The sequence below is a fragment of the Arthrobacter sp. YC-RL1 genome (assembly GCF_001454985.1).
GTDB lineage: Bacteria > Actinomycetota > Actinomycetes > Actinomycetales > Micrococcaceae > Glutamicibacter > Glutamicibacter soli.
In genome coordinates, this window is the sequence record NZ_CP013297.1 from 2,597,199 (window position 1) to 2,619,679 (window position 22,481).

Below are 22,481 nucleotides of genomic sequence, written 5' to 3' on the forward strand. Positions count from 1 at the left end.
TTTTCTCAAACATCCGGTCCCCCGGACCTGCGGAAGCGACCCGCGCCGGCGCGGGTCGCGAGGGATCGTGCGGGCTACTTGCCCGGGCGGCGCTGCGTGGCGCGCCAGCGGATGCCGGCGTCGATGAAGTCGTCGATTTCCCCGTCGAGCACTGCAGCGGTGTTTCCGACTTCATGCTCGGTGCGCAGGTCCTTGACCATCTGGTACGGGTTGAGCACGTAGGAGCGCATCTGGTCGCCCCAGGACGCCTTGACGTCGCCGGCCAGTTCCTTCTTCTGCGCGTCCTGCTCGGCCTTCTTCTGCAGCAGGATTCGGGATTGCAGCACACGCAGCGCGGCGGCGCGGTTCTGGATCTGCGACTTCTCGTTCTGCATGGACACCACGATGCCGGTCGGGATGTGGGTCATGCGCACAGCGGAGTCGGTGGTGTTCACGCTCTGCCCGCCGGGACCCGAGGAGCGGAAGACGTCGACCTTGATTTCGCTTTCCGGGATCTCGATGGAGTCGGTCTGCTCGATCAGCGGGATGACTTCCACCGCGGCGAAGGAGGTCTGGCGGCGGCCCTGGTTGTCGAACGGCGAGATGCGCACCAGACGGTGGGTGCCGGCTTCGACCGAAAGGATGCCGAACGCGTAGGGCGCGTCGATTTCGAAGGTGGCGGACTTCAGCCCGGCTTCTTCGGCGTAGGAGGTGTCCATGACGGTCGCGCTGTAGCCGCGCTTCTCCGCCCAGCGCAGGTACATGCGCAGCAGCATTTCAGCGAAGTCCGCGGCGTCGACGCCCCCGGCACCTGAACGGATGGTGACCACGGCGCCGCGGGCGTCGAACTCGCCATTGAGCAGGGTGACGATTTCCAGGTCGTCCAGCGACTTGCGGATGGCGAGCAGTTCCTTGTCGGCTTCCGCCAGGGTGTCCGCGTCGTCTTCCAGCTCCGCGAGTTCGACCAGGACTTCCAGGTCGTCGATGCGGGTGTGCAGCTTGGTCAAGCGCTCCAGTTCCGACTGGCGGTAGGAGAGCTTGCTGGTGACGATCTGCGCGCTGGCAGGATCGTCCCACAGGTCTGGGGCACCGGCTTCCTCGGAAAGTACGGCGATGTCAGCCTTGATTTGATCGACGTCGCTCACCTCCTCGATGGCGGCGAAGGTCGCGCGGAGTGAGCGGATTTCAGCGGGGAAGTCAGTATTTGCCATGGTGTTCTAAGCCTACGCCATGTGCGGTTCGGTTCAGGATTTTGCGTCGCTAGCGGCTGAGTACGGTTCGCGCGGTGGAATGCACGGTAATGGGGATCCCGGCGGGCACGATCCAGCCGATGATGGGCGGGCTGACGGTGCCGGTAAGCACGATTTCGGCGCCCTGTCCCCCGGGCAGCACGTGGACCGAGGCGATGCCCAGGTTGTCGACGCGCCCCGAAGCGCCGACGTCCGCCAGGTAGCGCCGGGCTCCTTGCTGGACCTGGTCTGCGGTGAGCTGGATGCGCGGGGCGCCGCCGTCGGCGACGAATTCGAATTCGTCCACCGCCGCCACGATGGCCCCGTCGGCCAGGGAGAGCAGCTGCCGCGCTTTGAGGTTCACCGCGCTGGCGGCAAGGACCACGGAGATGGTCAGCAGCGTGATTGCGCACAAGCCGATGGCCAGCACCAGCGACTGGCCCTCTTCGCGCCGCGCGGCCAGGCGCAGCCGGCGCAGGCTGCGGCTAGCCAAAACGGTCAACCCTTTGGGCCGCGGTGGCGTCCACGGTGAAGGCCGAGGCGGAGATGTAGTCGGAGACGAAGGGCAGCGGGACGTCCAAGCTGACGGTGACGGTCACTACCGAGCCCGGGCTGAGGCATTCGCCGCTGCAGGCGATGGCGGTCTTCGATTCGCTGAATCCGAAGTTCGCCATGGCCCGGTCGGCCGCCGCCAGCGCGTTGGACCTGGCCTGTGCCGGGTTCTCGGACACGGCGAACACTTTGGCGGCCTGGTCAGCGGCGGAGACCACCGCGTAGCTGCCGCCTTCCAGCGCCGCGGCGGCCAGCACCAGATAGATCATCGGGATCAGCAGGATCGTGGCGGCGAAGATGAACTCCACGATCGCACTGCCCCGCTCCGCGGCGGCCGCCGTGCGACACCGGCGCAGCAGCTGGCGGCTGGCCCTAGCCATAACGCACCGCATCCGAGCTGACGCTCAGCTCCCACCCGTTGGGCAGGAAACCGATCAGCGGCACCCTGGTGTTGACGGTGACTGTCACCAGCTGGGTGCCGCCGATGGCCGTGGTTGACACGGACACGTCCCTGGCAAAGCCGGCGTGCAGCGATTCGGTGATGAGCGTGCGGGTGCGGCCTGCCGCGTCGGCGGGCGAACGGTTTGCCAGCGCGCCGTAATGGGCGCCGTTGGCGGCGGCGTCGGTGAGCGTATTGCGCACGTGCAGCGCCAAGGCCAGCTGCATGATCGAGAAGGCCAGCACGATCAGCAACGTGGTGATCATGACGAATTCGGCCACGGCCGAGCCGCGTTCCCCGTCCTGCCCGAGCCTGCCGGCGCTGCCGGTACGCCGGCCCGTACGGTTGCGCATGCCGGTCCTAGCCCAACCCGGACACCCTGTCGATGGCCTGGTTGAACAAGTCCTGCAGCCGGGGTCCGGCGATCGCCAGCAGGGCGGCCACCAGCAGGGCGCTCATCAACGTGATCATGACCCATCCGGGCACGTCGCCGCGCTGGTCGCGGGCCCGGGCGGCCGCCCGGTCCCAGAGGTCCCGGCCCGCGTCGGCGACGTGCAGGCTGAGGGTGAACATCATCATGTGGAGCCGTGACATGGTGGCCCCTCCTTCGTGTAGGTGGTGCGGTGTGATGGTTTCAATGTCGGACCCGTCAATAGCTCATCTCCAAAAGCGCTAGTCCCGGGAAGATCGCGAAGACGATGGTCAGCGGCAGCACGCCGAAGATGATGGGCACCAGCATGGAGATTTCGCGTTTGCCGGCGATCTCCATCAGCTCGCGCTTGGAGGCATCGCGCACGTCCTGCGCCTGATCGCGCAGCACCTGCCCCAGGGGTGTGCCCCGTTCGGTGGCCACGACGATGGCGTCCACGAAGCGGGTCATCGCGCCGATCTGCACCCGGTCGGACATGTTGGACATGGCCTGCACCATGCTGGTGCCGGAGTGGATGTCGTTGAGCGTGTGGGTGAACTCGGCGCCGATGTCGCCGTGGCAGATGCGCGAGATGCGCTCGACCGCGCCGGTGGTCGATTCCCCGGCGCCCACGGTCAGCGCGAGCACCTCGGCGACGGTGGGGAACTGCGTCAGGATCCGGCGGGCGCGGCGCTTGACCTGCTCGCCGAGCCACCAGCCGCGCAGGAAGTAGCCCATGACCGCGCAGCCCAGCACCACCGTCACCGCCAGCGGCAGCGACACCGGCTGGCGGAAGGCCAGCAGCGCCATCAGCGCCGAACCGATGACCAGCCCGGTCAGCGCGCACAGCAGCTCTTGGGAGCGGTAGTCGACCAGGCTCAGGCGCAGCCCTGCGGCTTGCAGCCGCTTGCGCACGGTGGCCGAGGAGGGGCTGTGCACGTTGGCCAGTTTCCTGGCCTGCTGCAGCAGCGGGCGGGCCAGCTGCCACAGCGCCGGGGTGGCCGAATCCTGCTGCCAGGAATCCTGCAGCATGCGCGAGGAGCGCACGCCGACGCGGATGTGCGGGGCGACCCGGTCGGCGAAGGCCATGGGACGCCAGGCCGGAAGCCGCAGGAGCATCAGGCACAGCCCGGCCCCGAATCCCAGCCCGCACAGCGCCGCCCACGCGGTGTAGTTGTTCATGACAGCACCCGTTCCTCGATCGGCAGCGCGCCCAGCCGCAGCATCACCCGGTAGCAGAGGAAGGAGACGACCAGCCCTGCCAGCAGCACGAAGACCCCGGCCGGGGTGAGATAGGCGTCCTTCGCCGCCGGCTGGGTGCCGAGCACCAGCAGCAGGATCCACGGGGCGGCGACGGCCAGCCGGGCGGCGGAGACGATCCAGGACTGGCGGGCGGCCAGCTCGCCTCGGGTACGCACGTCGTCGCGCAGGAACGCGGCCAGCGTGGCCAGCGTCTGGCCCAGGTCGGTGCCGCCGACCTCGCGGGTGATGCGCAGCGTGGTCAGGATCTTGTCCGCCACGGGGTCCGCAAGACGTTCGCCCAGCTGGTCCAGCGCCGTGCTGAAGTTCGCGGTGGCTCGGTAGTCCAGGGCGAAGTCGCGGAACACCGGGCGCAGTGTCTCGGGTCCGACCTGCGCCAGCTGGCTGAGCGATTCGGGCAGCGACAGGCCGGCGCGGATGGCGCTGCGCAGGTGGTCGACGACCTCGGGCCACTGCTCGTGCAACGCGCTCTGGCGCTTGGCCGCCTGGTGGCGCAGGTACACCCACGGGGCCAGCACCCCGAAGATCGCGAAGACGCAGGCGAACAGCCAGGAGGCGGTCAGACCCAAGGTCAGCAGCGCGAACACCACCCCGCTGGCCAGGCAGATCAGCATGAACTTGGCCGGGCTTACCGCGGTGACCCCGGCGCGCAGCAGCGCCTGCCCGATCTTCGAGTGCCGGCTGCGGGTGCGTTCCCAGGGCACGAACAGCAGCCAGTCGGCCAGCAATGCCAGCCCCAGCCCGCCCAGCAGCCCCAGGAAAATGCTCATGATTCCTGCCCCAGCCGCTCGGCGACGTTCAGCCCGGCCAGGTTGAACTTCTCATGCGACCAGTCAGCGCCGGAAGCCGGCACCAGCTCCCCGGCCCGGCGTTCGAACAGCGTGGAGGTTTCGATCGCCCCGCCCTCCACCCGGTTGCGCACGGCGAGGATCTCATTGACATAGCGGTTGCCGGAGGCATCGCGCACGCAGTGCACCACCAGGTCCAGGCAGGCGGCGACGGTCTTGATCGTGAAGTCGCTTGGTAATCATGTCAACCTACAGCAAGCCGAGTAAACTAGGATTATGGCTGAAAACTCGCATGATTCCGCGGTTATCTACTGCAGAATATCCAAGGACGAACACGGCACTTTCAAGGGTGTGGACCGCCAACGAGAGGACTGCCACCAACTCGCCACAGCCCGCGGCCTGCAGATCTCCAAGGTCTACATCGACAACGACATATCGGCCTACAGCGGCGCCGTGCGACCCGCCTACCGGCAGATGCTCTCCGACCTACCCCAGCTGAAACCCGCGTTCATCATCGCCTGGCACACCGACCGGCTACACCGGCACCCCCGCGAGCTCGAAGAATACATCGACGCCACCGAACGCGCCGGCACAAGCACGCTCACCGTCAAAGCAGGAGAGATCGACCTCTCCACCGCATCCGGCCGCGCAGTAGCCCGAACCCTCGGCGCCTGGGCCCGGTTCGAATCCGAACACAAATCGGACCGCATCAAGCGCAAGAAACTAGAACTCGCCAAAGAGGGCGCATTCACCGGTGGCCCGGTCCCCTACGGCTACGAGCGCCAGCACGACAAGTCACTGGCGCTACACCCCGAGGAATCCAAGGACGTGGCCAACGCCTACCGCGACTTCCTGAACGGGGTATCCATCGGCAGCATCGTCGACGACTTCAACGAGCGCGGCCGGCTCACGCGCCGCGGCCTGCCATGGAACCATACAGCCATGCGAAACCTCTTGAAGCGGGCCACCTACGCCGGCAAGAGCACGCACCAGGGCAAAGTCATCGGCGACTCGAAAGCGCCGGCCATCGTTTCGGAAGCTGACTGGCTGGCATCCTGCCAAATCCTCGCGGACCCTACGCGTCGCAGGAACGCCGAATCCAAGGTGCGACGGCTATTGGTCGGCATCCTACGTTGCGGCGCTTGTGGCGAGCCTATGAGAGGGTCCACGCGGTCATCCAAGGCTCAGATCAAGAACAAGGAGTACTACAAGTGCGCGACCCGCGGCACCGGCCACAGCTTCCAAACAGCGGATCCCATCGACGAAATGGTGACTGAGCTTGTCCTGGCGCGCTTGTCCGATGATGACGTGCGCACCCGCTTATCAGCTCCACAGGACATGAAACGCGTGATCCAGCTGCAGACAGAGCTTGTTGTGTTGCGCGGCCGGCTAGACCAGGCTTCGAGCGCTTTTGCCGAGGGACTGATCGAAGCGTCGCAGCTGGCCACGATCAGCGCTTCGCTGCGGCATCAGACGCAGGCAGCGCAGAACGAGCTGGCAGCGCTCAGCAGCGGTTCGGCGGTGCCACCGGTGGAGGTCGGCAATATCCGTAACTGGTGGGAGAACGCGAGTATCGAGAGCCGGCGCGCAGTCATCAAGGCGATGATGGATATTTCAATCAAGGCCGTGAACATCGCGGCGCCGCGGCGGTTCGATCCCCGGCGCGTGGAAGTGGTTTGGAAGTAGGGATCGCCATTAACTCGGCTGTTGACGAGCTTGTGGAAAGTTGATTTTGAGACGGCTTTAGGCATCGAAAAAGCGCGCTCCTGCTGGTGATTCCGGCAGTGGGCGCGCTTTCTCGTTTATCCGCGATTTTTGGCACTCGGAAATATATTTCAATATTTTTTGTGCCGCCCAGAGAACTGTGAAAACTTCGCGACTGCCTACCAAGTGATAACCGAATGCCAATTGCATAGCTTCGCTGATTACCTGATTCCATCAGCGGTTATTTTGTGAACGCGGTTGGAACTTGTGATTACTAGAGCCGGGTTTGATAACCAACCGCTTTCCAAAACGAATAGAGTAAAGCTCCAGTAATCACTGATAACCACTGGTCAGAACGGATTTCTCCGGGCGACAAACTCGTAAAAGCATGATTATAGTGGTGTCACAAGGTGCACAAAGCGCCAGAAACCCCGGGCGGTCCTGCAAAGACCACCCGGGGTTCAAGAACCGGAGAAGCTGCAAACAACTCCGGCTCAAACATTCACCGCTAACCCGTCTCGCCAGAAACGAGGGAAACAGAAAATGGTCATCCCTAAGGATCACATTTTTCATTCTATCCGAGCCATCGCCGACCACTACGAAGTCAGCCGCTCCACCGTCCAGCGCCGAATCAAAGACGGCACGCTGAAGGTGTACCGGTTAGGGCCCCGCTCGGTCCGCATCAGGCTATCGGACGCCGAAGCTGCTTTCCGGAGCCAGGACTAACGCTATGTCCGCCGAAGAACTGAATATCGAAACCGACCGCATCCCAACGATTGCGGAACACGTGCGCGCCCTCGTGGCCGCCGCGCCACGCCTCACAGACGAGCAGATCGCAAACATCCGCTTCCAACTCGCACCAGGCGCCTCGGCATCGAAAGCAGCATGAACTATTCCAGCTGCACAATTCCCGCCGAGCCCCATCCAATGAAAGTGAGGTGACCCCGTGGGCGCCAGCAACGTAGCAATGGTATTCGCGCATTGGGCGCACCTCGACCACCGAGAAGCCAGAGCACTCACCTACATGGCCAATGTATCCCTGGACGCTGACTTTCCACCCGTGTATTTCGGAGGTTGGGAAGCTCTCGCTGCGGCTCTTGGCGCTGATATCGATAGCAAGCGGGAGAGCTCACGCCGGACCGCAGTTCGAGTCCTCGGCGCCCTGGCCAAGGCCGGCGCAATAGTGTCTAGCGGCAAGGCCCGGACCGGTGTGCGCGCTGAGTATGCCCTAGCTTTGGACCCGAAGTTCTCGTTTGTTCCGAGTGGTACTGGTCGAAATATCGAATGGCAGCAGGTGCCCAGAACGCTCGAACCTGAGACAGCTACGGGTACCCAGGGTGAGACAGCTAGAGGTATCCACCATGAGACAGCTACGGGTACCCAGGGTGAGACAGCTACGGGTACCCAGGGTGAGACAGCTACGGTTCCGAACCTGAGACAGCTAGAGGTACCCCTAGGAACAACACCAGGAACCACGGAGGAGTACTTGGAGGAGAAATTAGAGGAATACCATCAGCCAGCCTCTCAACTTACGACCGCGCACGCGCACGAAATTGCTGCTGAACCAATAAGCCTCGAAGAAGAACGCAAACGGCAAATGCGCGAACTCGAAAAACTGATCCCCAAGGACCTCCGACCATGATCACCAGAACACAAGCCGCATCACTCGCCATGTTGCTCGCCAACATTCGAACGGACTGGCAACCAAAGAGCATCATGACCTTGCTTGAAAAGAATCATGAAAAATTCGAATTTCCCGCGCTCGCGCAAGCTGCAGTCAACGCTGCAGTAAACCCCGCCAACAGGACACCGGCAATCATTTTCTTGCCAGGGCCTCACTGGGACGGCCAAGCGAACGGCGGCGCATATCTGACGAGCAGCGAACGCCGCCTCAACTACGGCCGCAAAGTCGCAGAGCGGGCCGCCAACCGCCAACCGATGCCCAACCCATTCGAAACATCAGAGTTCGACATAGCCCAAAACAAACTCCTGGCACTCCCGGACTGCGGCAACGAGCTCCTGCAGCAAGTGAAGACCGAGCACCCCGAATCCACATATGCCGAACGAATCAAGCTCGCAGCCCAGAAACTAGGACGCTAACCCATGGACCTCCACACGCTGATCGAAACCCACAAAGACGGCCGCAGCTACCAAGCGCTAGCCGACAGCAGCAACGGCGCCATCAGCCAAAAAGCATTCCAAGCAATCGCCACCCGCGAAATCAAAGCATTCCCCAACGCCGAAACCATCAAAGGCATCGCCCGAGCACTCAACGTCCAAGAACGCCGAGTCATCAGCGCCCTCGCCGAATCCCTCGGCCTATGCCAAGACGACCCCACCGGCCCACGCTCGCCCCAAGCCGTTGCAGACCTCGAAGAACAACACTCCAAGCTGCTCGAAAAGCTCCATCACCTTAAAGAGCAAATCTATTTCTGGCAAAACCACGCCGCCACCTACCGCAAATACCGGCAACACTTCACCCGTCTACAGCCAATCGCCCAACAACGCCCCTGGCTAATCGCCGGCACCCAACACCAGGCAGACCACATGAACGCCAACGAAAGCAGGTGACCCCATGGAACCGACACCGAAACGCCAGTGCAAAGCCAAAGCCAAGGGCACCGGCCAGCAGTGCAAGCGCTCCCCCATCATCGGTGGCGACGTTTGTTCCAAGCACGGTGGCGCAGCCCCACAGGTGGCAGCTAAGGCGGCGGCACGCGCCCAGCAGGACGCCATACGCGGCCTATTGGAGAATCTGGGCACACCAGCCCCGATAGACCCCGGACAAGCGCTCCTAGAGCTGATCGCGGCGAAGAACGGCGAAGTGCAGTGGCTACGCGCCGTCGTCAAAGAACAGGAGCAGGCGGCCCTCGTGTGGGGGCGAGCTGACTATGAAAACGGCATTGGCCCCATGGGCCCGGTCGACAAGTACACCGACAAAGCCGCCGTGAACATCTGGTGGGACATGCTGCGCAAGGCTGAGGACCAGCTGGCCAGCTATTCAAGCCAGGCACTACGAGCAGGCATCGAAGAACGCCGCATCAGGCTAGCCGAGCGCACCGGCAACCAGGTCGCTATGGCCGTGCGCCGGATTCTCGACCGGCTGAACCTGAACACTGCCCAGCAAGGTTTGATCGGCACCGTTGTTCCCGAGGAACTGCGCAAGATGATCGAGGTGGAGCCATGACCTACGTAGCCAAAGACCGGTCCGCACTGCAGCGGGCAGTCATCTCCCCGGCCACGGCCTATGCGATCCTGCGAGTCGTCAAGCCCGAAGACCTGCGGCGCGCATTCCAGAATGTACCCGACAATCTGATCTGGCTACGCGAGCAGGTCAACACCGAGGTGCAGGAATTGATCGTAGCGGCCCAGATCCACAGCGAGCGCATAAACACCCACCGACCGGAATCTGAGCCGTCTACGCCCAGTGGCGAGAGCCCAGAGCCATGGATGACGGTTGCCGAGGTCGCTCAGATGCTCGGCAAGACTGATCGCACCGTTCGAAACTACATCAAGGCCGGTGTGCTGGAAGCCAGGCGCAAGGATGAAAAGTCCTATCTGGTCGATAGGGCAAGCGCCGAGGTGCTGGCCACTGCCAAGAACGCAGCCTAAGGCATTGCCGATAACTCATGTGCTCGCCGAGCTTTTGGGATCCAGGACAGCGGACACCCCATTTCGGTTATGGCAATGAGTTTTAGGACAGGTGACAGGGGTCTGCGCAGTCAGCGCGCAGCACCCCCGGTATTCTCCACACCAACCCGGCATCACTCCCAAGAACTCAATGTTTTTGGCAACCGCGCATGTTCTCCCCTTTCTGGGGGAAAACCGCCCGAGTCGGGGGTATTTCCGGAAATGCGGAAAATCTGAACAGCAAGCCCTGAACCTCGGCAGACTAGGGAATGTGAGGCCGCGCTTTTCCTCCTTTTCGGCGGTCAGCGTGGGGCAAGTTCGCCGGTACCTGAAAAGGGAACTTGCCCCACCATCACCACCGCAACCGAATAGGACTCAGACAATGAGCAAAAAGCACATCACTACGGATATGTACGTGGCCGCCAACCACGGCCGCGACCTTCTCGCTGAAGCAGCCGACCAGGATCTAATCAAGGTGCTCAATGGCCAGCCGACCAGCGCCGAGGAAGCGAAGAACACGCGCCTAGTCGAAGCTCTGCAGGGCGGCCCCTCGACCGACGACGACGCTCTAATCGGTCTTCTGAACGGCAAGTCCCAGACGCTGCAGCTCAACGAAGCCGGCGACCGAACCCCGAACTTGTGGATCGCTGACTTGGCTCTCGAAGCCGCAGACAGCGCCCTCGGCACCGCAATCATGCGCAAGCACCCCGGCATTGTCCCCACGACTCTAGCTAAGCAGGCACGCACCATCCTGCAGGAGTGCTACGACGAAGCCGGGAAGATCGCCGGCGACGAAGCTGAACGCCGACAGGTGGCGGCCGACAAGGCCAACCAGATCGCCGCCGAGATGAACCGCCCAGCCGCGCCAGCCGCCGGCACCATGGCCCAGGAATCCAAGGAAGCAGCCAAGAGCATGGACCCCATCACCGAAGCCAAGCAGCCGGCCACCGGTGACAGCCCCATTGTTGTCATCTACGAAAGCCTGGACGGCAAAGAACTGTCACGCCGGCGCATGACCGCTGCGGAAGCCGACAAGCTGGCCGCCCAGCCGAACGGCGAGCTTGTCATCGAGCAGGCCAAACGCATCCACGAGGTTACCAAGGGAATCGTCACCCCATGATCGCCAGCATACGAGAGAAAGCACTCGGCATCGGCGGGAAGATCCACCCACTCATGGGGCCGATCTTCACCGGCCGCCCGAACGCAACCAGCACCGGCGACCCATGCGCAATGTGCGTAGGACTCGCAGCCACCCCAGCCGATACCGTCATCCGGCGCCGCAACGGGTCCAAAGCGTACCTGTGCCTAGAACATGACCTCATGCTCCACCAAGCCGTGAGCGACCTAGACAGAACCATGAACGCCTACGAGCAGCAGGTACTCGCCCAGATCCTCTACGGGGCCGACCAGCCCCGCTGGATGCCCGCCAAGCTTTACAAGCGTCTTTTGAGCAGGGCGCGGCACTGGGCCCACGTCTGGACGCTCCACATCATCTTGGATCTCACGCAGCGGTTGTTTGAACAGAACGAACAACGACTGAACGACGCATCCCTACGACTACGCACCGAAACAGAAAGAGGATAACCCCATGAGTCTATTCACCAAGCCCATCGAGACCGCCCGCAAGAACCGCGACCAGGCACTAACCGACGCCGCGCAGTGGGAAGCGCAGGCCGCGGCCAAGCGTGCCGAAGCCGACCAGCTGGACGCCGACGCCGCGCAGTGGGAAGCGCAGGCCGCGGCCAAGCGTGCCGAAGCCGACCAGCTGGACGCCGGCGCCAACGCCGCAATCCTCGCAGACGAAAGCGCCGCCGAACGCATCACCGCCCAGGTGCTCACGCTGCAGCGCAAGGCCAGCGCCTACGACCAGGCAGCACGCGAAGCACGTGCCAAGGCCGCCGACGCCGCACGTGACTCGCTGCGCGTGGAAGCCGACGAGCTGGACAAGGCAGCGACGAAAAAGAAGCAGGAGGCCGCGAAGATCGACGCCGAGGTCGACAAGCTGCGCGCCAAGCTCGAAGAATACGACGGGTGCCCGTACATCCGACAGGTCGAAGAATCCGACTGGGATGCCGTCGACGGCCGATACCGAACCACGGTCCGACACCATGGGAAGTCCTTTGCGAGCAAGCAGGAAGCCCTGCACTTGACCACTCAGTCGCAGGTGATCCGCTATTGGCTCGACGAGGGCACCCTGCCAACCAGCTTGGGAGACCTCAACGACAAGTACGGCGCAACCCATAACGTGTTGGCCGGGTGGCGCGGAGATACCCCCATCAGCCAGTACGGCGAACCGATCACCGACGGCCTACGCGAAGCCATGGCCGCCATTACCGGACAAGGGGAAGAATAGACTCATGGCGAAAATTGGAGACTTCCCACCACGTATGGACACGAGCCCGTTTGAAGCGGCCGCGCAACTGATCGAAACCGGCCAGTACCCCATCGGCGGAACCGACCCTACAACGCTCGTGCAGCACACCGCGAACAGCCTACGCAACATGCTGCAGCTGCTCGACAACGACCCCGAATACGCGAAAACCCTGGGCATCAACGCCCAGGGAATCGCTTACCTACACGGCGCAGCAGGCGTGCTCGCCCAGTTCGCCAACGACTAGTTTTCTTGGTCAGCTTCTTCATGCCAGGCCCGGAGAAGTTCCCGGTGCCTGAGCATGTAGAAGCCGCGCAGGGTAGCCGGCATTGTTGCGTTTGCGATGCTCGGGTCCTCGGCGTAGAGACGGTCTACAATGTCGGTCGTATTCGCCCGCAGGTTCTTCACGAGTAGTGGGTCGCTAATCTTTGTGAAAGCCAGGAAGTCATCGAACACAGCATTCATTGCATCCATGTCCCCTGCTGACTTCGCATAGGATTCGGACAGCTTCGCGAGTAGCGATTTCACTTGTCCACGCTTGAAGTGATATTCCCGGTCTCGACCTTGAATAACCATGATGCCGCTTAGGTCTTTCGGTGCTTCGAATCGCATGTTCTGATCCATGCCCACCCCTTTTCTATTCTGGTGCTTCCAGCCTAGTCGTAGGGGCGTGCATTTCCGGCCGGATTTCCGAATTATCGGACAAGATTCTCATAACCTATGGATTCTTGAGAATGCGCTGACTAGGGATAATAAACCAATTTTTTAAACGTGTTGCATTCTCATAACCCATTGCCATAAGCTGTACCCATAACCAATAGGCAATCACGAGTTACTGGGAGTCACCACGTGGGCAACATCATCGGCTACGCCCGAGTCAGCACCGCCAAGCAAGCAGCACATGGCACCTCGCTTGAATCACAAGAGAGCGCACTGACCGACGCTGGCGCATTCAAAATCTTCACGGACCGCGGCGTCAGCGGTGCCAAGGCTCAACGCCCAGCGCTCGATGAAATGCTCGATTACCTACGTCCCGGCGACACGGTGCTAGTGACCAGGCTCGACCGCCTAGGCCGTTCCATGCGCCACCTCGTGGAGCTGGTCAACGAGCTGAAAGACAAGGGCATCGGATTCAAGTCCCTGCAGGAGGGTATCGACACCGGCAACATCAACGGCCAGCTGGTGTTCAACATCTTCGCCTCGCTCGCTGAATTCGAACGCGGCCTAATCATGGAACGCACTGCCAAGGGCCTGCAGTCCGCACGCGAGCGCGGCAAGCTCGGCGGACGACCACCCAAACACGACGCCGAAAAGATCGCCCTGGTGAAGAAACTGCACGAGGCCGGCGAGCTCACGCCCAAACAAATTGCCAGCGCTGCGGAAATCAGCGTCTCCACGATGTACCGGCTTCTCAAAAAGGACGAAGCTGGGACTAAATAAGCGGGCCCAATGCCCGAATGTAGGGCGGTGCTGACCTTCCGCCAAGAACAATCAGCACCGCCTAATTCCACCCCGACAAGGAGTAAGAATCATGAACAATCATAACCACACCCCAAAGACTTCGACGACCGGCATCTGGTCCGGTCTCTTCCACAGCACTTTCACGAGCCTCTTCGCTCGCTCGAAGTACCGCGGAATGATCCGCGTCGTGAACACCCCTGCCGAAATTCCCACCGGCGGCCTCGGCGCATGGCACTGGGAACGCATGTTCCCTGCTTCCAGCGCCGACCAGACCAGCTACGTCGCCCTGACTGTCCTGGACGGTTACGACCCGAAGCACCACGGGGGAATCACCCTCGAAGCGATCATTGCGCACATGCTCGTGCACGTAGAGCGCGGGACCCAATGCACCGCAGCTGACCCCCTGGACTGGACCGACGAATGCAAGGCCACTCATTGGGAAGCCATGAACCGCATGGGATGGTCTGCATGGAAGTGCGACAGCTACGATCCGGAAACCGAAGAATGGATTGAATACGTTCCAAACGTCCCGGAAATCGTCGAATAACGCCGTAATCCCGCCATAGTCCTCCCCTAGTAAGGATCTCCCCCACTTCCGCATTTCCGGAAATTCGAAGCAGAGATTCGACTCAGTCGAAATACTGAATCTAGGAGTCACCCTAAATTTCAAGGGGAGGATTCTGCGTGGCGTCACGTGACATAGTAATTCGGGTTAAGGCCGAGATCGGCGCTTTCAAGCGGGATATGGACGCCGCGGCGGCCAAAGCCAAGGAGACAGCGAAGAAGACCGAGGACGCCGGCAAGGCCTCCGAATCCGGTATCGGCCGGCTCGCGCAGACCGCGAATGCTCACGAGCAAGCCTGGAACCAGGTATCCACTGGCATGGTCGCGTCCGGCACCGCTGTTGTCGGCGCGCTGACCCTTTCTACCAAGGCGGCCATGGACTGGGAGTCCGCGTGGACTGGCGTCACCAAAACAGTGGATGGCACCCCGGCGCAGATGGCGGAGATGGAAACCGGGCTGCGCAAACTCGCCCGCACCCTACCGTCAACGCATGCGGAAATCGCTGGTGTGGCCGAAGCCGCCGGCCAGCTCGGTGTAGCTCGCGATGACATCCTCGGATTCACCAAGACCATGGTCGACCTGGGGGAATCCACCAACCTGACCGCGGAGGACGCCGCCACCAACATCGCCCAGATCTCCAACGTGATGGGCACGATGGAACGCGAAGGCGCCAAGGGCGTCGAACGGTTCGGCTCCGCACTGGTCGCCCTCGGCAACGACGGCGCATCCACCGAAGCCGAAATCCTGTCCATGGCCCAGCGGATCTCCGGCGCTGGCGCAACACTGGGGGCGACCGAAGCCGACGTGCTCGCCCTATCCAACACCCTGGCATCCATGGGTGTCCGGGCAGAGCTCGGCGGCGGTGTCACCACCCGCGTCCTGCTCAAGATGCGGTCCGCCGTGGACGAGGGCGGCGAATCCCTCGAAGCATTCGCCAAGATCGCAGGCCTGTCTGCAGACGAATTCGGTGCCAAATTCAAGGCCGCACCAATCGAAGCGCTCGACCTCGTGTCCAAAGGCATCTACCGGGTCAACGAGGCAGGCGGCAACGTCACCGCCACCCTCAAGGACATGGGCATCAAGGGAACCGAGGAAACCCAGGTCATGCTCGCCCTCGCCAACTCTGGTGACCTACTCGCTGACTCGCTGGAGCTCGGCGCCAAGGCATGGTCTGAGAACAGCGCTCTGGTCGACGAGGCAACGAAGCGGTACGAGACCGCGGAGTCCAAGGTCAAGATCGCTTGGAACAACATCAAGGACGCCGCCATCAGCGCGGGCTCCGTGATCCTCCCGGTGGTCGCTGACATTGCTGGTGTGGTCGCTGACCTTGCCGGCGCGTTCTCCGACCTGCCAGGCCCGGTGCAGACCGCGCTTGTGGTGCTCGGCGGACTGGCCGGTGTAGGCGCGCTGGTCGCCGGTGGACTCATGAAGCTTGTACCAGCAGTCACAGGAACTATCACTGGACTCAAGGGTCTCGACGCAGCCCTCGGCGGTGGAATCATCCCCGGCTTCGGCAAGGCTGACCGCGAGGCCCGCCGGACCGCTACCAGCGTCGCCAACTTCGGCAAGAAAGCCAGCGCAGCACAAATCGCAACGGCCGGACTCAAAGGCGCCCTTATCGGGGCTGCCATCGGCTTTGGTGCATTCACCACTGCAGCCGCCCTGCACAACCGAGGACTTGAAGCCGCGAAGGGACCAGGCCACTACGTCCTCGAACTGCAAAAAATCGGCGATGAAGTATCCAATGTAGATAACCTTTTCAAGAACCTTGATTTCGGGGATTCCACAGCTTTTGAGGGGAAGATCAACGGGATTGGGGACGCTCTCAAGGAGCTGAACCGCGGCGGCCTGGATCACTTCGCCGCCGACATGGGCGCCCGAAACCACATCGCCATTCTGCGAGAGAACGTTGAAGGACTGGACCAAGCTCTCGCAACAGCGGCCGCTTCCGGCAACGCGGAATCCACGGCCAAGGCCTGGGAACAGATCACTGCAGCAGCAGACGGGCAAGGAATGTCCGTCGAGAAGCTGGAGTCATTGTTCCCTGAGTATGTGGATGCACTCAAGAGTGCGGAAGCAGCATCGTCTGGTGCTGGCGGCGGCATGGCTGGCCTCGCCGAGAGCTTGGACGCAGCCGGCGCCTCCGCGGAATTGGCCGCGGAGAAGATCGACAACTTCTACAACGACCTTGTCAACAAGGGCATGGTCGTTATCGGTGAGAATGAGGCCCTTCGCCGGTTGCAGGAGTCGATCAACTCCGCATCGGACACCATCGCCGAGAATGGCAAGGTCGTCAACAAGAACGGTGAAGCCTACGACAAGACGTCGAAGAAGTACCTCGAAAGCTCTGCTGCCCTGGACGGGATCGCATCCAGCACGCTAGCCGTCATCGACCCAATGCGGGCCGCGGGAGCATCCACTGCTGAGATGTCCGACGAGATCGCTCACGGGCGTGAGAACTTCATCAAGCAGGCCGTGGCCATGGGTTACAGCGAGAAGGCTGCGGCGGCCTACGCTGACCAGTTGAACCTGATCCCGGGCGCGGTGTACATCCAGTTCGATTCGAACACGGACGACCTCGCCGGGAAGCTCACGGAGATCCACGAGCTGGTGAAGTCCACCCCGAACGGCAAGGTCACGATCGACGAAAACAGCCCCGCCGTCATCTCGGCGCTGGAAGCCCTCGGCTACATCGTCACCACCCTGCCCGACGGACGCATCCAGGTATCCGAAACCGGCACCGACGCGACCGGCAAGAAGATCGACGAGACCGCGGGCAAGAAACGCACCGCGAAAATCAACGCCGAAGCAATCACCGGCGCCGCAGAGAACGCACTGAACAACGCAGCACGTGACCGTAGCTCCACGATCCACACCCGAGTGGTGACGACCAAGGAAACCTACGAATCCACAGGCCGCGGCGGACGCGGCGGCCAGACCGTCGGCGGTTACACCGGAGGCCTCGTCGGCCAACTCATTAAGGGTGCGGCCGATGGCGGGCTCGTCCCCGGTGTCGTGCCGCTGAACTCCCAAGGCGACAACATCCTCGCAACCGTAAACGGCAAGCCCTTCGGTTTGCGATCCGGCGAGATGGTCGTCAACGAGGAAGCCACCAAGAAGAACTACCCGTTGTTAAAAGCCATCAACGAAGGGGCCGTGGTGAGCCTGCCAGGGCTCGCCGGTGGTGGACTCGTAGGCAAGGCCGAGAAGCGTGTGAAGTCGGCTCAGAAGGCCTACAACTCGATCGACGGGAAGAAAGCCAACAAGGTCCGCAAGCAGGCCGCCAAGGACCAGCTGGAAGCTGCGAAGGCTGAACTGAAAGCGGCCAAGGAGTCGAAGAAGAAATCCGACGAAGCAGCCAAGGAAGCCCGCGAGCGTGCCGGCCGCCTGGGTGAGCTGCGCTTCGACCTTGCCAGGGACCTGAAACGAGGAGACATCACTAATGCCTTCACCTCGGGATCCGGGATGTCCGTCGTTGATCGACTGTTTGAGCAGTCCAAGAACAAGGACCTGTCCAAGGGCAAGCGGTCTGCGTTGCGGTCTGTCGCGTACGGCATGGAATCACAGTTGCTCGGGCTTGAGAAACAGTCGAAGAAGCTGGAAACCCAGCTGGACAAAGCAACCGCGGCCCGCGACCGACTGCTCGAAGTGAGCAAGTCGGTAGCGTCCGGCCTGCGAGGCGAATACTCGCTGGGCGGGGTGCTGTCCAACCTGCTGTCCGGTGAGCAAAAGGGTCCGCTGTCCGCGGGCTCGTTTGTGAAGTCGGCGCAGGGCAAGGCCGCCCAGTTCAAGCGGTTCGGCAAGATGCTGGAACGGCTCCGGAAGAAGGGCTACAACGAGGCCATCATCCAGGAAATCGCAGACCTGGGCACCGTGGAAGGAACGCAGGTTGGCAACGCTCTGCTGAATGCCACCGGCAAGGAACGCCAGCAGCTCAACGACGCGTACAAGTCGATGGATTACTGGTCCGGGCAGGCTGGCGACGAGGTCACCAAGTCTATGTACCGGGGCGGTATCGACGCGGCAGACGGTCTCGTGCGTGGCTTGGAAGGCAAGTCGAAGGATGTGGAAGACGCTTTCTACAAGCTCGGCAAGAGCGCGGAGAAAGCCTTCCGCCGATCTTTGGACATGCATTCCCCATCACGGACGCTCGCGGTCAGCGGACGGGACGCGTTGGACGGGATTCTGGTGGGCCATGATGACCGCCGGCAGGCAGTTATCGACGCATACGCAGGCCTCGGCCATGACGTGGCAGCAGCGTACCAGCCGAACCTCGCACTGGCGGTTCCACCGTCGTACGAGGTCGCCCGGTACGCGCAAGCACAGGCCGCGCCGATCGACTATGAGCGTTTGACGAACATGGTGATTGCTGCGGCCCGGGCCACGCCGGTTGAAGCGTCGATCCATTTGGACGGCGTGAAGCTCGGAAAGGGCATCGCGTATATCCAGAATAATGCGACTCGCGGAAAACCGGCCGCGCCTTTCTTAGCTCGTATATGATGCCTAGGTGGGCTCACTCAAACTCGGGTGGGCTCGCCTTCTTCCGCCGCATCACAAGGCGCAGTTTACCCAAGCATTCCCTGATCCAGCTGGTTCTGGTCGTATTCAGAAGAATCGCAATATGGTCAATAATCTCGGTGAAGTTCTCCCGGAATTCTAAAGCATCGACGTATGAAGATTCCGGCGTATGCCCTTCCTTTTTAAGGGTCAAAGCATGTATCGAGTTGTCCGTGAATTCGGACCAAAGAGAGGCCAACTTCTGATATGCAGCTTGAACGTCTGCTGATGTTGAGTTCACTTTGCCCGCAGTTAAGAGATTCTTAAGCCGTTCGGCATCCTCCCGGTTTTTTCTGCCGGAATCTGTTTCGACGAACTCTAAGAGATCGCTAATCTGCGCTCGATAGTAGAACGGAAAAACCGTGATCATACTGTTGGTCCATCGCTCTAAGACTTGCGCGGTTTCCTCAAGGCGAACTCGTTCCGCACCAATCCGTGTGTAATCATGATTGAGTCGGGCAAGCCTGACAGTGTGCCTATTGGTGGCGAGTACGCCGAGCAAGGTTCCCCCAGAGCCAATCGCAGCGGGAATTACCAACTCACTAAGATCCATAGGATCAAGATATCCCAGCTGGCACCCAAGGGTGAGCTTTGCTTGTCCCCTGCCCCGAAACTTCCCGAATCCACCGCCCATTGTCTGATTCATTCCAGCACGATTAGCTCGCCTCCATTTTGGGGGCGAGCTTGTGCATCCCGTCTTGTGCGCGTGGCCTTTGCGCGACGGTCTAGCGCCGGTTCCGCTAGCGATATGGGTATGACCGGGGATTCATCGTTTTAGGCGCTGAGAATCGAGAAGAGCGCGCTAGGAGAGGTTCTTAGGCTCCCGCCTCGGGGAACGAGAATAGTTCTTCGGAGACTTCGGCCAGGCGGTCATCGTCACCGAACCACATGTGCGCGTAGGTTCGCAGGGTTTCGTTGGCGTCTTTGTGCCCTAGACGTGCGGCTACGGCTACCGGGGAGAATCCCTTAGAGATTAGGGCGCTGGCGTGATAGTGGCGCAGCTGGTGCCAGCCGGGGCCGATTTCTTGGACGTGTTCGCGTGCGTTCTTCCATGCGACTTGGAAGTGATTGCGCAGCAGTGGTTCGCCCGCGCTGTGGAACAGCCGGCCATGGCGCCCAGCGCTGGCACACAGACCGCGGAGCAGTTCGGCGGCCTTGGGCCCGAACTTGATGTTCCGCACCGAGTACCGGGTTTTCAGTGGCCCAGTCTTGATGTTCGACCTGCTGGTGCTCGCGTCCTGCACTCTGAGGTTGATGTGCCCGGTCCGGAAGTTGATGTCTTGTTTGCGCAGCCCGATCAGCTCCCCCGGCCTTAGCCCGGTCGCAGCGCCGAGACGGGCCGCGGTATCGAATGGCGCCGGGAGTACGGCCAGCAGCTCGCCCAAGACTTCGTCGGTGAGTCCTGTCTCGGACTGCTCGAATTGCTCGGGAAGCTTGATCTTTAGGCATGGGGATTCGTTGACCTGTTTGCAGTACACGGCATCGTTGAACACCTGCCGTAGATATGTCAGCGTGAGCTTGACAGTGGACGGGGCCAGCTGGCCGGCCCACTCGTTGACCGCTGCTTGCACGTCTTCCCGCGTGATTTTCTGGATGTACTTGCCCTCGAACGCAGGGAGGATCCAGTTACGCCCCTGGGCATCGAGAGACTTCAACGAGCCTGCCCGCTGGTGCGTCTGTTTGTCGCGCCAGGTCTTCCAGTACGTAGCGAAAGGTACGTCTTTCCGCAACGTGTATGGGTTTCTGGTGGACTCGTAGATCTGTGTGTCGATCCACGCTTTCGCGCCATCTTTCTGCAGGAATGAGCGTTTGGTGACGTTGCCGTGCCCGTCGCTCCAAATAGCCTGCCACCGCTTGCCGATTCCATAGCGTGACGTTGGGGTCTTGTCTTTCGTATGCCAAAGATCGTTGATTCGTCCGGTTCCCATGTCGCCTCGCTTAGATGATGACCGGCGCGCCCGCGGCGGCGCAGATTGCCTGGGGAATGATGACGAGCAGGGCGAAGATACCGCCGAAGAAAACGAGGCGCGTGGTTGACTGCAGGAGGGCGCGCATCAGTTGCTCACCTCGAATGCGACGAGCTCGAAAGCACTGCGGGGTACGTCCCGGCGGACGAATGTCAGGTTGGGGCCGTGGTCGTTTTCGACGGTCAGCCACAGATCAAATTCTCCGGAGGGCCGGAAGCGTACTTGCACGGCGGTGTTCTCTGGGAACGTGAAAGACTGGGCCGGCGCAGTGCCGGGGGCCGAGTGAAAGACAGCTTTTCCAGTGGTGCGCGCATTGGTGCGCAGGGTAGTATTAGACACGTGATCGCTCCTACTAAGCGGTTGCCGTGCCCCGGACTGTTAGCGCAGTGCCGGGGCTTTCAATTCGTTGCCAGTGGTATCGGGAACCCGTATATTCTCTAGCTGTGTCTAAACTTAGTTGGCACTGGTGATGTTCGGCCCGGCCAGCAGCGGCAGCGTGCAGATCTTGATGATCGCGTCGCGGGCCGAGTTCGCGTGCAGCGTGCACAGGCCGGCCACACCAGAGTTCAGCGCAACCAGCAGGTCCAGGGATTCGGCCTCGCGCACCTCGCCGACGATGATGCGGTCAGGGCGCATGCGCAGCGCCTCCTTGACCAGCCGACGCATCGTGATTTCGCCGGTGCCCTCCAGATTCGCCAGCCGCGTCTGCATCGCCACGACATCGCGCAGCGCCAGGTTCAGTTCGAAGATCTCCTCGATGGTGATGACCCGTTCGCGCGACCCGATGGAGGAGGACAGCGCGTTGAGCATGATGGTTTTGCCGGCCTGGGTCGGCCCGGTGACGATGACGTTCAACCCGGCGGAGATCGCCCAGCCCAGGTAGGTGGCCGCCGCGGGGCTGAGCGACTTGAGATCCACCAGGTCTTCGAGCCGGGCGGCCCGGGCGATGAACTTGCGGATGTTCACCGCCCAGTGCTCGTGGGTGATGTCCGGGATGACCACGTGCAGCCGGGAGCCGTCGGGCAGCTGGCAGTCCACGAACGGCTGGGACAAATCCAGCCGCCGCCCGGAGGACTTGAGCATGCGTTCGACCAGTCCGGCGACCTCCGCGGCGTCCAGCCTGATGTGGGTCAGCTCGCTTTGCCCGCCGCGGGCGCAGAACACCTGGTGCGGGGAGTTGATCCAGATTTCCTCCACGCTCGGATCGTCGAGCAGCTGCTGCAGGGCGCCGAATCCGGCGACGTTGTCGTAGACCGTGCGCCGGGCCTGCTCCAGAGATCCCAGGGCAGGGACCGCGCCGAGCAGCGCGCGTTCGTCGTAGTCCCGCACGACGTCCTCGATCAGCGACTTCATCAATGCGGGCTGCTTGGCAGGGTCCAGGCCGCGGCGTCGGACCAGCTCTCGCACTTCATCTTCCACGATGGACAGGGCATCCACGTCAAGATCCTTCGGGCCTTGTGGGAGTTCGGCGTTCCCGGAATTCTCGGGGTCCATCGGCGAGCGCGCGGCCGGTGCAGCGGTGGGCCTCGGGACCGGCCCGAGCCCTATTTCTGGATATGTCTGTGGAGCCT

At 62.0% G+C, this 22,481-nt stretch carries 25 protein-coding genes and 1 pseudogene; 13 read left to right on the top strand and 13 right to left on the bottom strand.

Annotation, left to right across the window (positions count from 1 at the left end; genetic code table 11):
• Positions 1-74: 74 nt before the first annotated feature.
• The 8 genes from prfB to ATC04_RS12075 are packed head-to-tail and all read right to left on the bottom strand — an operon-like array spanning position 75 to position 4,835.
• Positions 75-1,190, bottom strand: a complete 1,116-nt coding sequence (prfB, locus tag ATC04_RS12040) for a peptide chain release factor 2 (protein WP_047118712.1) — start codon at positions 1,188-1,190, stop codon at positions 75-77.
• Positions 1,191-1,239: 49 nt separating this feature from the next.
• On the bottom strand, positions 1,240-1,701 hold the full coding sequence (locus ATC04_RS12045; RefSeq protein WP_052772302.1) for a hypothetical protein: 462 nt from the start codon (positions 1,699-1,701) through the stop codon (positions 1,240-1,242).
• The gene (locus ATC04_RS12050; RefSeq protein ID WP_047118711.1) at positions 1,694-2,140 is read right to left on the bottom strand and encodes a hypothetical protein; all 447 of its coding nucleotides are present in this window, start codon (positions 2,138-2,140) and stop codon (positions 1,694-1,696) included. The genes ATC04_RS12045 and ATC04_RS12050 overlap by 8 nt, the downstream gene beginning before the upstream one ends.
• Positions 2,133-2,552 carry a TadE/TadG family type IV pilus assembly protein gene (locus tag ATC04_RS12055; protein ID WP_047118710.1) on the bottom strand — a complete coding sequence of 140 codons (420 nt, stop codon included), beginning with the start codon at positions 2,550-2,552 and terminating at the stop codon, positions 2,133-2,135. The genes ATC04_RS12050 and ATC04_RS12055 overlap by 8 nt, the downstream gene beginning before the upstream one ends.
• 7 nt (positions 2,553-2,559) lie before the next feature.
• Positions 2,560-2,793, bottom strand: coding sequence for a hypothetical protein (locus tag ATC04_RS12060; RefSeq protein ID WP_231735973.1), 234 nt, complete (start codon positions 2,791-2,793; stop codon positions 2,560-2,562).
• A 55-nt stretch (positions 2,794-2,848) separates the two neighbouring features.
• A complete protein-coding gene (locus ATC04_RS12065) occupies positions 2,849-3,790 on the bottom strand; it encodes a type II secretion system F family protein (RefSeq protein ID WP_047118709.1) in 942 nt (313 codons plus the stop codon).
• Positions 3,787-4,638 carry a type II secretion system F family protein gene (locus tag ATC04_RS12070; RefSeq protein WP_047118708.1) on the bottom strand — a complete coding sequence of 284 codons (852 nt, stop codon included), beginning with the start codon at positions 4,636-4,638 and terminating at the stop codon, positions 3,787-3,789. Before ATC04_RS12070 ends, ATC04_RS12065 begins: the two co-directional genes overlap by 4 nt.
• Entirely contained in the window at positions 4,635-4,835 is a 201-nt protein-coding gene (locus ATC04_RS12075) for a hypothetical protein (protein WP_197413533.1), read from the bottom strand. The genes ATC04_RS12070 and ATC04_RS12075 overlap by 4 nt, the downstream gene beginning before the upstream one ends.
• Positions 4,836-4,932: 97 nt before the next feature.
• Between ATC04_RS12075 and ATC04_RS12080 the strand changes: the two genes are divergently transcribed.
• The 10 genes from ATC04_RS12080 to ATC04_RS12130 all read left to right on the top strand — a co-directional run bounded on the left by ATC04_RS12080 (position 4,933) and on the right by ATC04_RS12130 (position 12,608).
• The gene (locus ATC04_RS12080) at positions 4,933-6,342 is read left to right on the top strand and encodes a recombinase family protein (protein ID WP_052772301.1); all 1,410 of its coding nucleotides are present in this window, start codon (positions 4,933-4,935) and stop codon (positions 6,340-6,342) included.
• 748 nt (positions 6,343-7,090) lie between these two features.
• On the top strand, positions 7,091-7,249 hold the full coding sequence (locus ATC04_RS19375) for a hypothetical protein (RefSeq protein WP_157359287.1): 159 nt from the start codon (positions 7,091-7,093) through the stop codon (positions 7,247-7,249).
• 749 nt (positions 7,250-7,998) lie between these two features.
• Positions 7,999-8,460: a hypothetical protein gene (locus tag ATC04_RS12095; RefSeq protein WP_047118704.1), complete on the top strand. Its 462-nt coding sequence runs from the start codon at positions 7,999-8,001 to the stop codon at positions 8,458-8,460.
• 3 nt (positions 8,461-8,463) lie between these two features.
• A complete protein-coding gene (locus ATC04_RS12100; protein WP_047118703.1) occupies positions 8,464-8,931 on the top strand; it encodes a hypothetical protein in 468 nt (155 codons plus the stop codon).
• Positions 8,932-8,935: 4 nt separating this feature from the next.
• Positions 8,936-9,547 carry a hypothetical protein gene (locus ATC04_RS12105; RefSeq protein ID WP_047118702.1) on the top strand — a complete coding sequence of 204 codons (612 nt, stop codon included), beginning with the start codon at positions 8,936-8,938 and terminating at the stop codon, positions 9,545-9,547.
• Positions 9,544-9,972 (top strand): helix-turn-helix domain-containing protein, encoded by a 429-nt coding sequence (locus tag ATC04_RS12110; protein WP_047118701.1) that lies wholly within the window; start codon positions 9,544-9,546, stop codon positions 9,970-9,972. The genes ATC04_RS12105 and ATC04_RS12110 overlap by 4 nt, the downstream gene beginning before the upstream one ends.
• Before the next feature lie 400 nt (positions 9,973-10,372).
• Positions 10,373-11,110, top strand: coding sequence for a hypothetical protein (locus ATC04_RS12115; RefSeq protein ID WP_152666808.1), 738 nt, complete (start codon positions 10,373-10,375; stop codon positions 11,108-11,110).
• Positions 11,107-11,574 (top strand): hypothetical protein, encoded by a 468-nt coding sequence (locus tag ATC04_RS12120; RefSeq protein ID WP_047118699.1) that lies wholly within the window; start codon positions 11,107-11,109, stop codon positions 11,572-11,574. The genes ATC04_RS12115 and ATC04_RS12120 overlap by 4 nt, the downstream gene beginning before the upstream one ends.
• A gap of 4 nt (positions 11,575-11,578) precedes the next feature.
• Positions 11,579-12,343 carry a hypothetical protein gene (locus ATC04_RS12125; protein ID WP_060617028.1) on the top strand — a complete coding sequence of 255 codons (765 nt, stop codon included), beginning with the start codon at positions 11,579-11,581 and terminating at the stop codon, positions 12,341-12,343.
• 4 nt (positions 12,344-12,347) lie between these two features.
• Entirely contained in the window at positions 12,348-12,608 is a 261-nt protein-coding gene (locus tag ATC04_RS12130) for a hypothetical protein (RefSeq protein ID WP_152666807.1), read from the top strand.
• On the opposite strand, the gene ATC04_RS12135 is transcribed toward ATC04_RS12130, so the two are convergent.
• On the bottom strand, positions 12,605-12,985 hold the full coding sequence (locus tag ATC04_RS12135) for a hypothetical protein (RefSeq protein WP_047118696.1): 381 nt from the start codon (positions 12,983-12,985) through the stop codon (positions 12,605-12,607). The two genes, ATC04_RS12130 and ATC04_RS12135, sit on opposite strands and share 4 nt — an antisense overlap.
• A gap of 225 nt (positions 12,986-13,210) precedes the next feature.
• Between ATC04_RS12135 and ATC04_RS12140 the strand changes: the two genes are divergently transcribed.
• From ATC04_RS12140 to ATC04_RS12150, 3 genes are all read left to right on the top strand, one after another.
• Entirely contained in the window at positions 13,211-13,801 is a 591-nt protein-coding gene (locus ATC04_RS12140) for a recombinase family protein (RefSeq protein WP_047118695.1), read from the top strand.
• Positions 13,802-13,892: 91 nt separating this feature from the next.
• On the top strand, positions 13,893-14,369 hold the full coding sequence (locus ATC04_RS12145) for a hypothetical protein (protein ID WP_047118694.1): 477 nt from the start codon (positions 13,893-13,895) through the stop codon (positions 14,367-14,369).
• 137 nt (positions 14,370-14,506) lie between these two features.
• Positions 14,507-18,886 (top strand): phage tail tape measure protein, encoded by a 4,380-nt coding sequence (locus ATC04_RS12150; RefSeq protein WP_152666806.1) that lies wholly within the window; start codon positions 14,507-14,509, stop codon positions 18,884-18,886.
• 13 nt (positions 18,887-18,899) lie between these two features.
• Here ATC04_RS12150 and ATC04_RS12155 read toward each other — a convergent pair whose 3' ends face one another.
• The 4 genes and pseudogenes from ATC04_RS12155 to ATC04_RS12170 all read right to left on the bottom strand — a co-directional run.
• Complete coding sequence (locus ATC04_RS12155) at positions 18,900-19,589, bottom strand: hypothetical protein (protein WP_152666805.1); 690 nt, start codon at positions 19,587-19,589, stop codon at positions 18,900-18,902.
• A 169-nt stretch (positions 19,590-19,758) separates the two neighbouring features.
• Positions 19,759-20,871, bottom strand: a complete 1,113-nt coding sequence (locus ATC04_RS12160) for a site-specific integrase (protein WP_047118692.1) — start codon at positions 20,869-20,871, stop codon at positions 19,759-19,761.
• 126 nt (positions 20,872-20,997) lie between these two features.
• Positions 20,998-21,249, bottom strand: coding sequence for a hypothetical protein (locus tag ATC04_RS12165; RefSeq protein WP_047118691.1), 252 nt, complete (start codon positions 21,247-21,249; stop codon positions 20,998-21,000).
• A 120-nt stretch (positions 21,250-21,369) separates the two neighbouring features.
• Positions 21,370-22,347, bottom strand: a pseudogene (locus tag ATC04_RS12170) (ATPase, T2SS/T4P/T4SS family); the annotation flags it as partial.
• Between the last annotated feature and the right edge of the window lie 134 nt (positions 22,348-22,481).

What these genes read in the sequence shown, in the direction of transcription:
- ATC04_RS12065 (WP_047118709.1), bottom strand. Translation starts at nt 3,790, where the DNA reads ATGAACAACTACACCGCGTGGGCGGCGCTGTGCGGGCTGGGATTCGGG.
- ATC04_RS12080 (WP_052772301.1), top strand. Translation starts at nt 4,933, where the DNA reads ATGGCTGAAAACTCGCATGATTCCGCGGTTATCTACTGCAGAATATCC.
- ATC04_RS12120 (WP_047118699.1), top strand. Translation starts at nt 11,107, where the DNA reads ATGATCGCCAGCATACGAGAGAAAGCACTCGGCATCGGCGGGAAGATC.
- ATC04_RS12130 (WP_152666807.1), top strand. Translation starts at nt 12,348, where the DNA reads ATGGCGAAAATTGGAGACTTCCCACCACGTATGGACACGAGCCCGTTT.
- ATC04_RS12095 (WP_047118704.1), top strand. Translation starts at nt 7,999, where the DNA reads ATGATCACCAGAACACAAGCCGCATCACTCGCCATGTTGCTCGCCAAC.
- ATC04_RS12145 (WP_047118694.1), top strand. Translation starts at nt 13,893, where the DNA reads ATGAACAATCATAACCACACCCCAAAGACTTCGACGACCGGCATCTGG.
- ATC04_RS19375 (WP_157359287.1), top strand. Translation starts at nt 7,091, where the DNA reads ATGTCCGCCGAAGAACTGAATATCGAAACCGACCGCATCCCAACGATT.
- ATC04_RS12070 (WP_047118708.1), bottom strand. Translation starts at nt 4,638, where the DNA reads ATGAGCATTTTCCTGGGGCTGCTGGGCGGGCTGGGGCTGGCATTGCTG.
- ATC04_RS12105 (WP_047118702.1), top strand. Translation starts at nt 8,936, where the DNA reads ATGGAACCGACACCGAAACGCCAGTGCAAAGCCAAAGCCAAGGGCACC.
- ATC04_RS12115 (WP_152666808.1), top strand. Translation starts at nt 10,373, where the DNA reads ATGAGCAAAAAGCACATCACTACGGATATGTACGTGGCCGCCAACCAC.
- ATC04_RS12060 (WP_231735973.1), bottom strand. Translation starts at nt 2,793, where the DNA reads ATGTCACGGCTCCACATGATGATGTTCACCCTCAGCCTGCACGTCGCC.
- ATC04_RS12125 (WP_060617028.1), top strand. Translation starts at nt 11,579, where the DNA reads ATGAGTCTATTCACCAAGCCCATCGAGACCGCCCGCAAGAACCGCGAC.
- ATC04_RS12055 (WP_047118710.1), bottom strand. Translation starts at nt 2,552, where the DNA reads ATGCGCAACCGTACGGGCCGGCGTACCGGCAGCGCCGGCAGGCTCGGG.
- prfB (WP_047118712.1), bottom strand. Translation starts at nt 1,190, where the DNA reads ATGGCAAATACTGACTTCCCCGCTGAAATCCGCTCACTCCGCGCGACC.
- ATC04_RS12100 (WP_047118703.1), top strand. Translation starts at nt 8,464, where the DNA reads ATGGACCTCCACACGCTGATCGAAACCCACAAAGACGGCCGCAGCTAC.
- ATC04_RS12050 (WP_047118711.1), bottom strand. Translation starts at nt 2,140, where the DNA reads ATGGCTAGGGCCAGCCGCCAGCTGCTGCGCCGGTGTCGCACGGCGGCC.
- ATC04_RS12160 (WP_047118692.1), bottom strand. Translation starts at nt 20,871, where the DNA reads ATGGGAACCGGACGAATCAACGATCTTTGGCATACGAAAGACAAGACC.
- ATC04_RS12110 (WP_047118701.1), top strand. Translation starts at nt 9,544, where the DNA reads ATGACCTACGTAGCCAAAGACCGGTCCGCACTGCAGCGGGCAGTCATC.
- ATC04_RS12155 (WP_152666805.1), bottom strand. Translation starts at nt 19,589, where the DNA reads ATGAATCAGACAATGGGCGGTGGATTCGGGAAGTTTCGGGGCAGGGGA.
- ATC04_RS12135 (WP_047118696.1), bottom strand. Translation starts at nt 12,985, where the DNA reads ATGGATCAGAACATGCGATTCGAAGCACCGAAAGACCTAAGCGGCATC.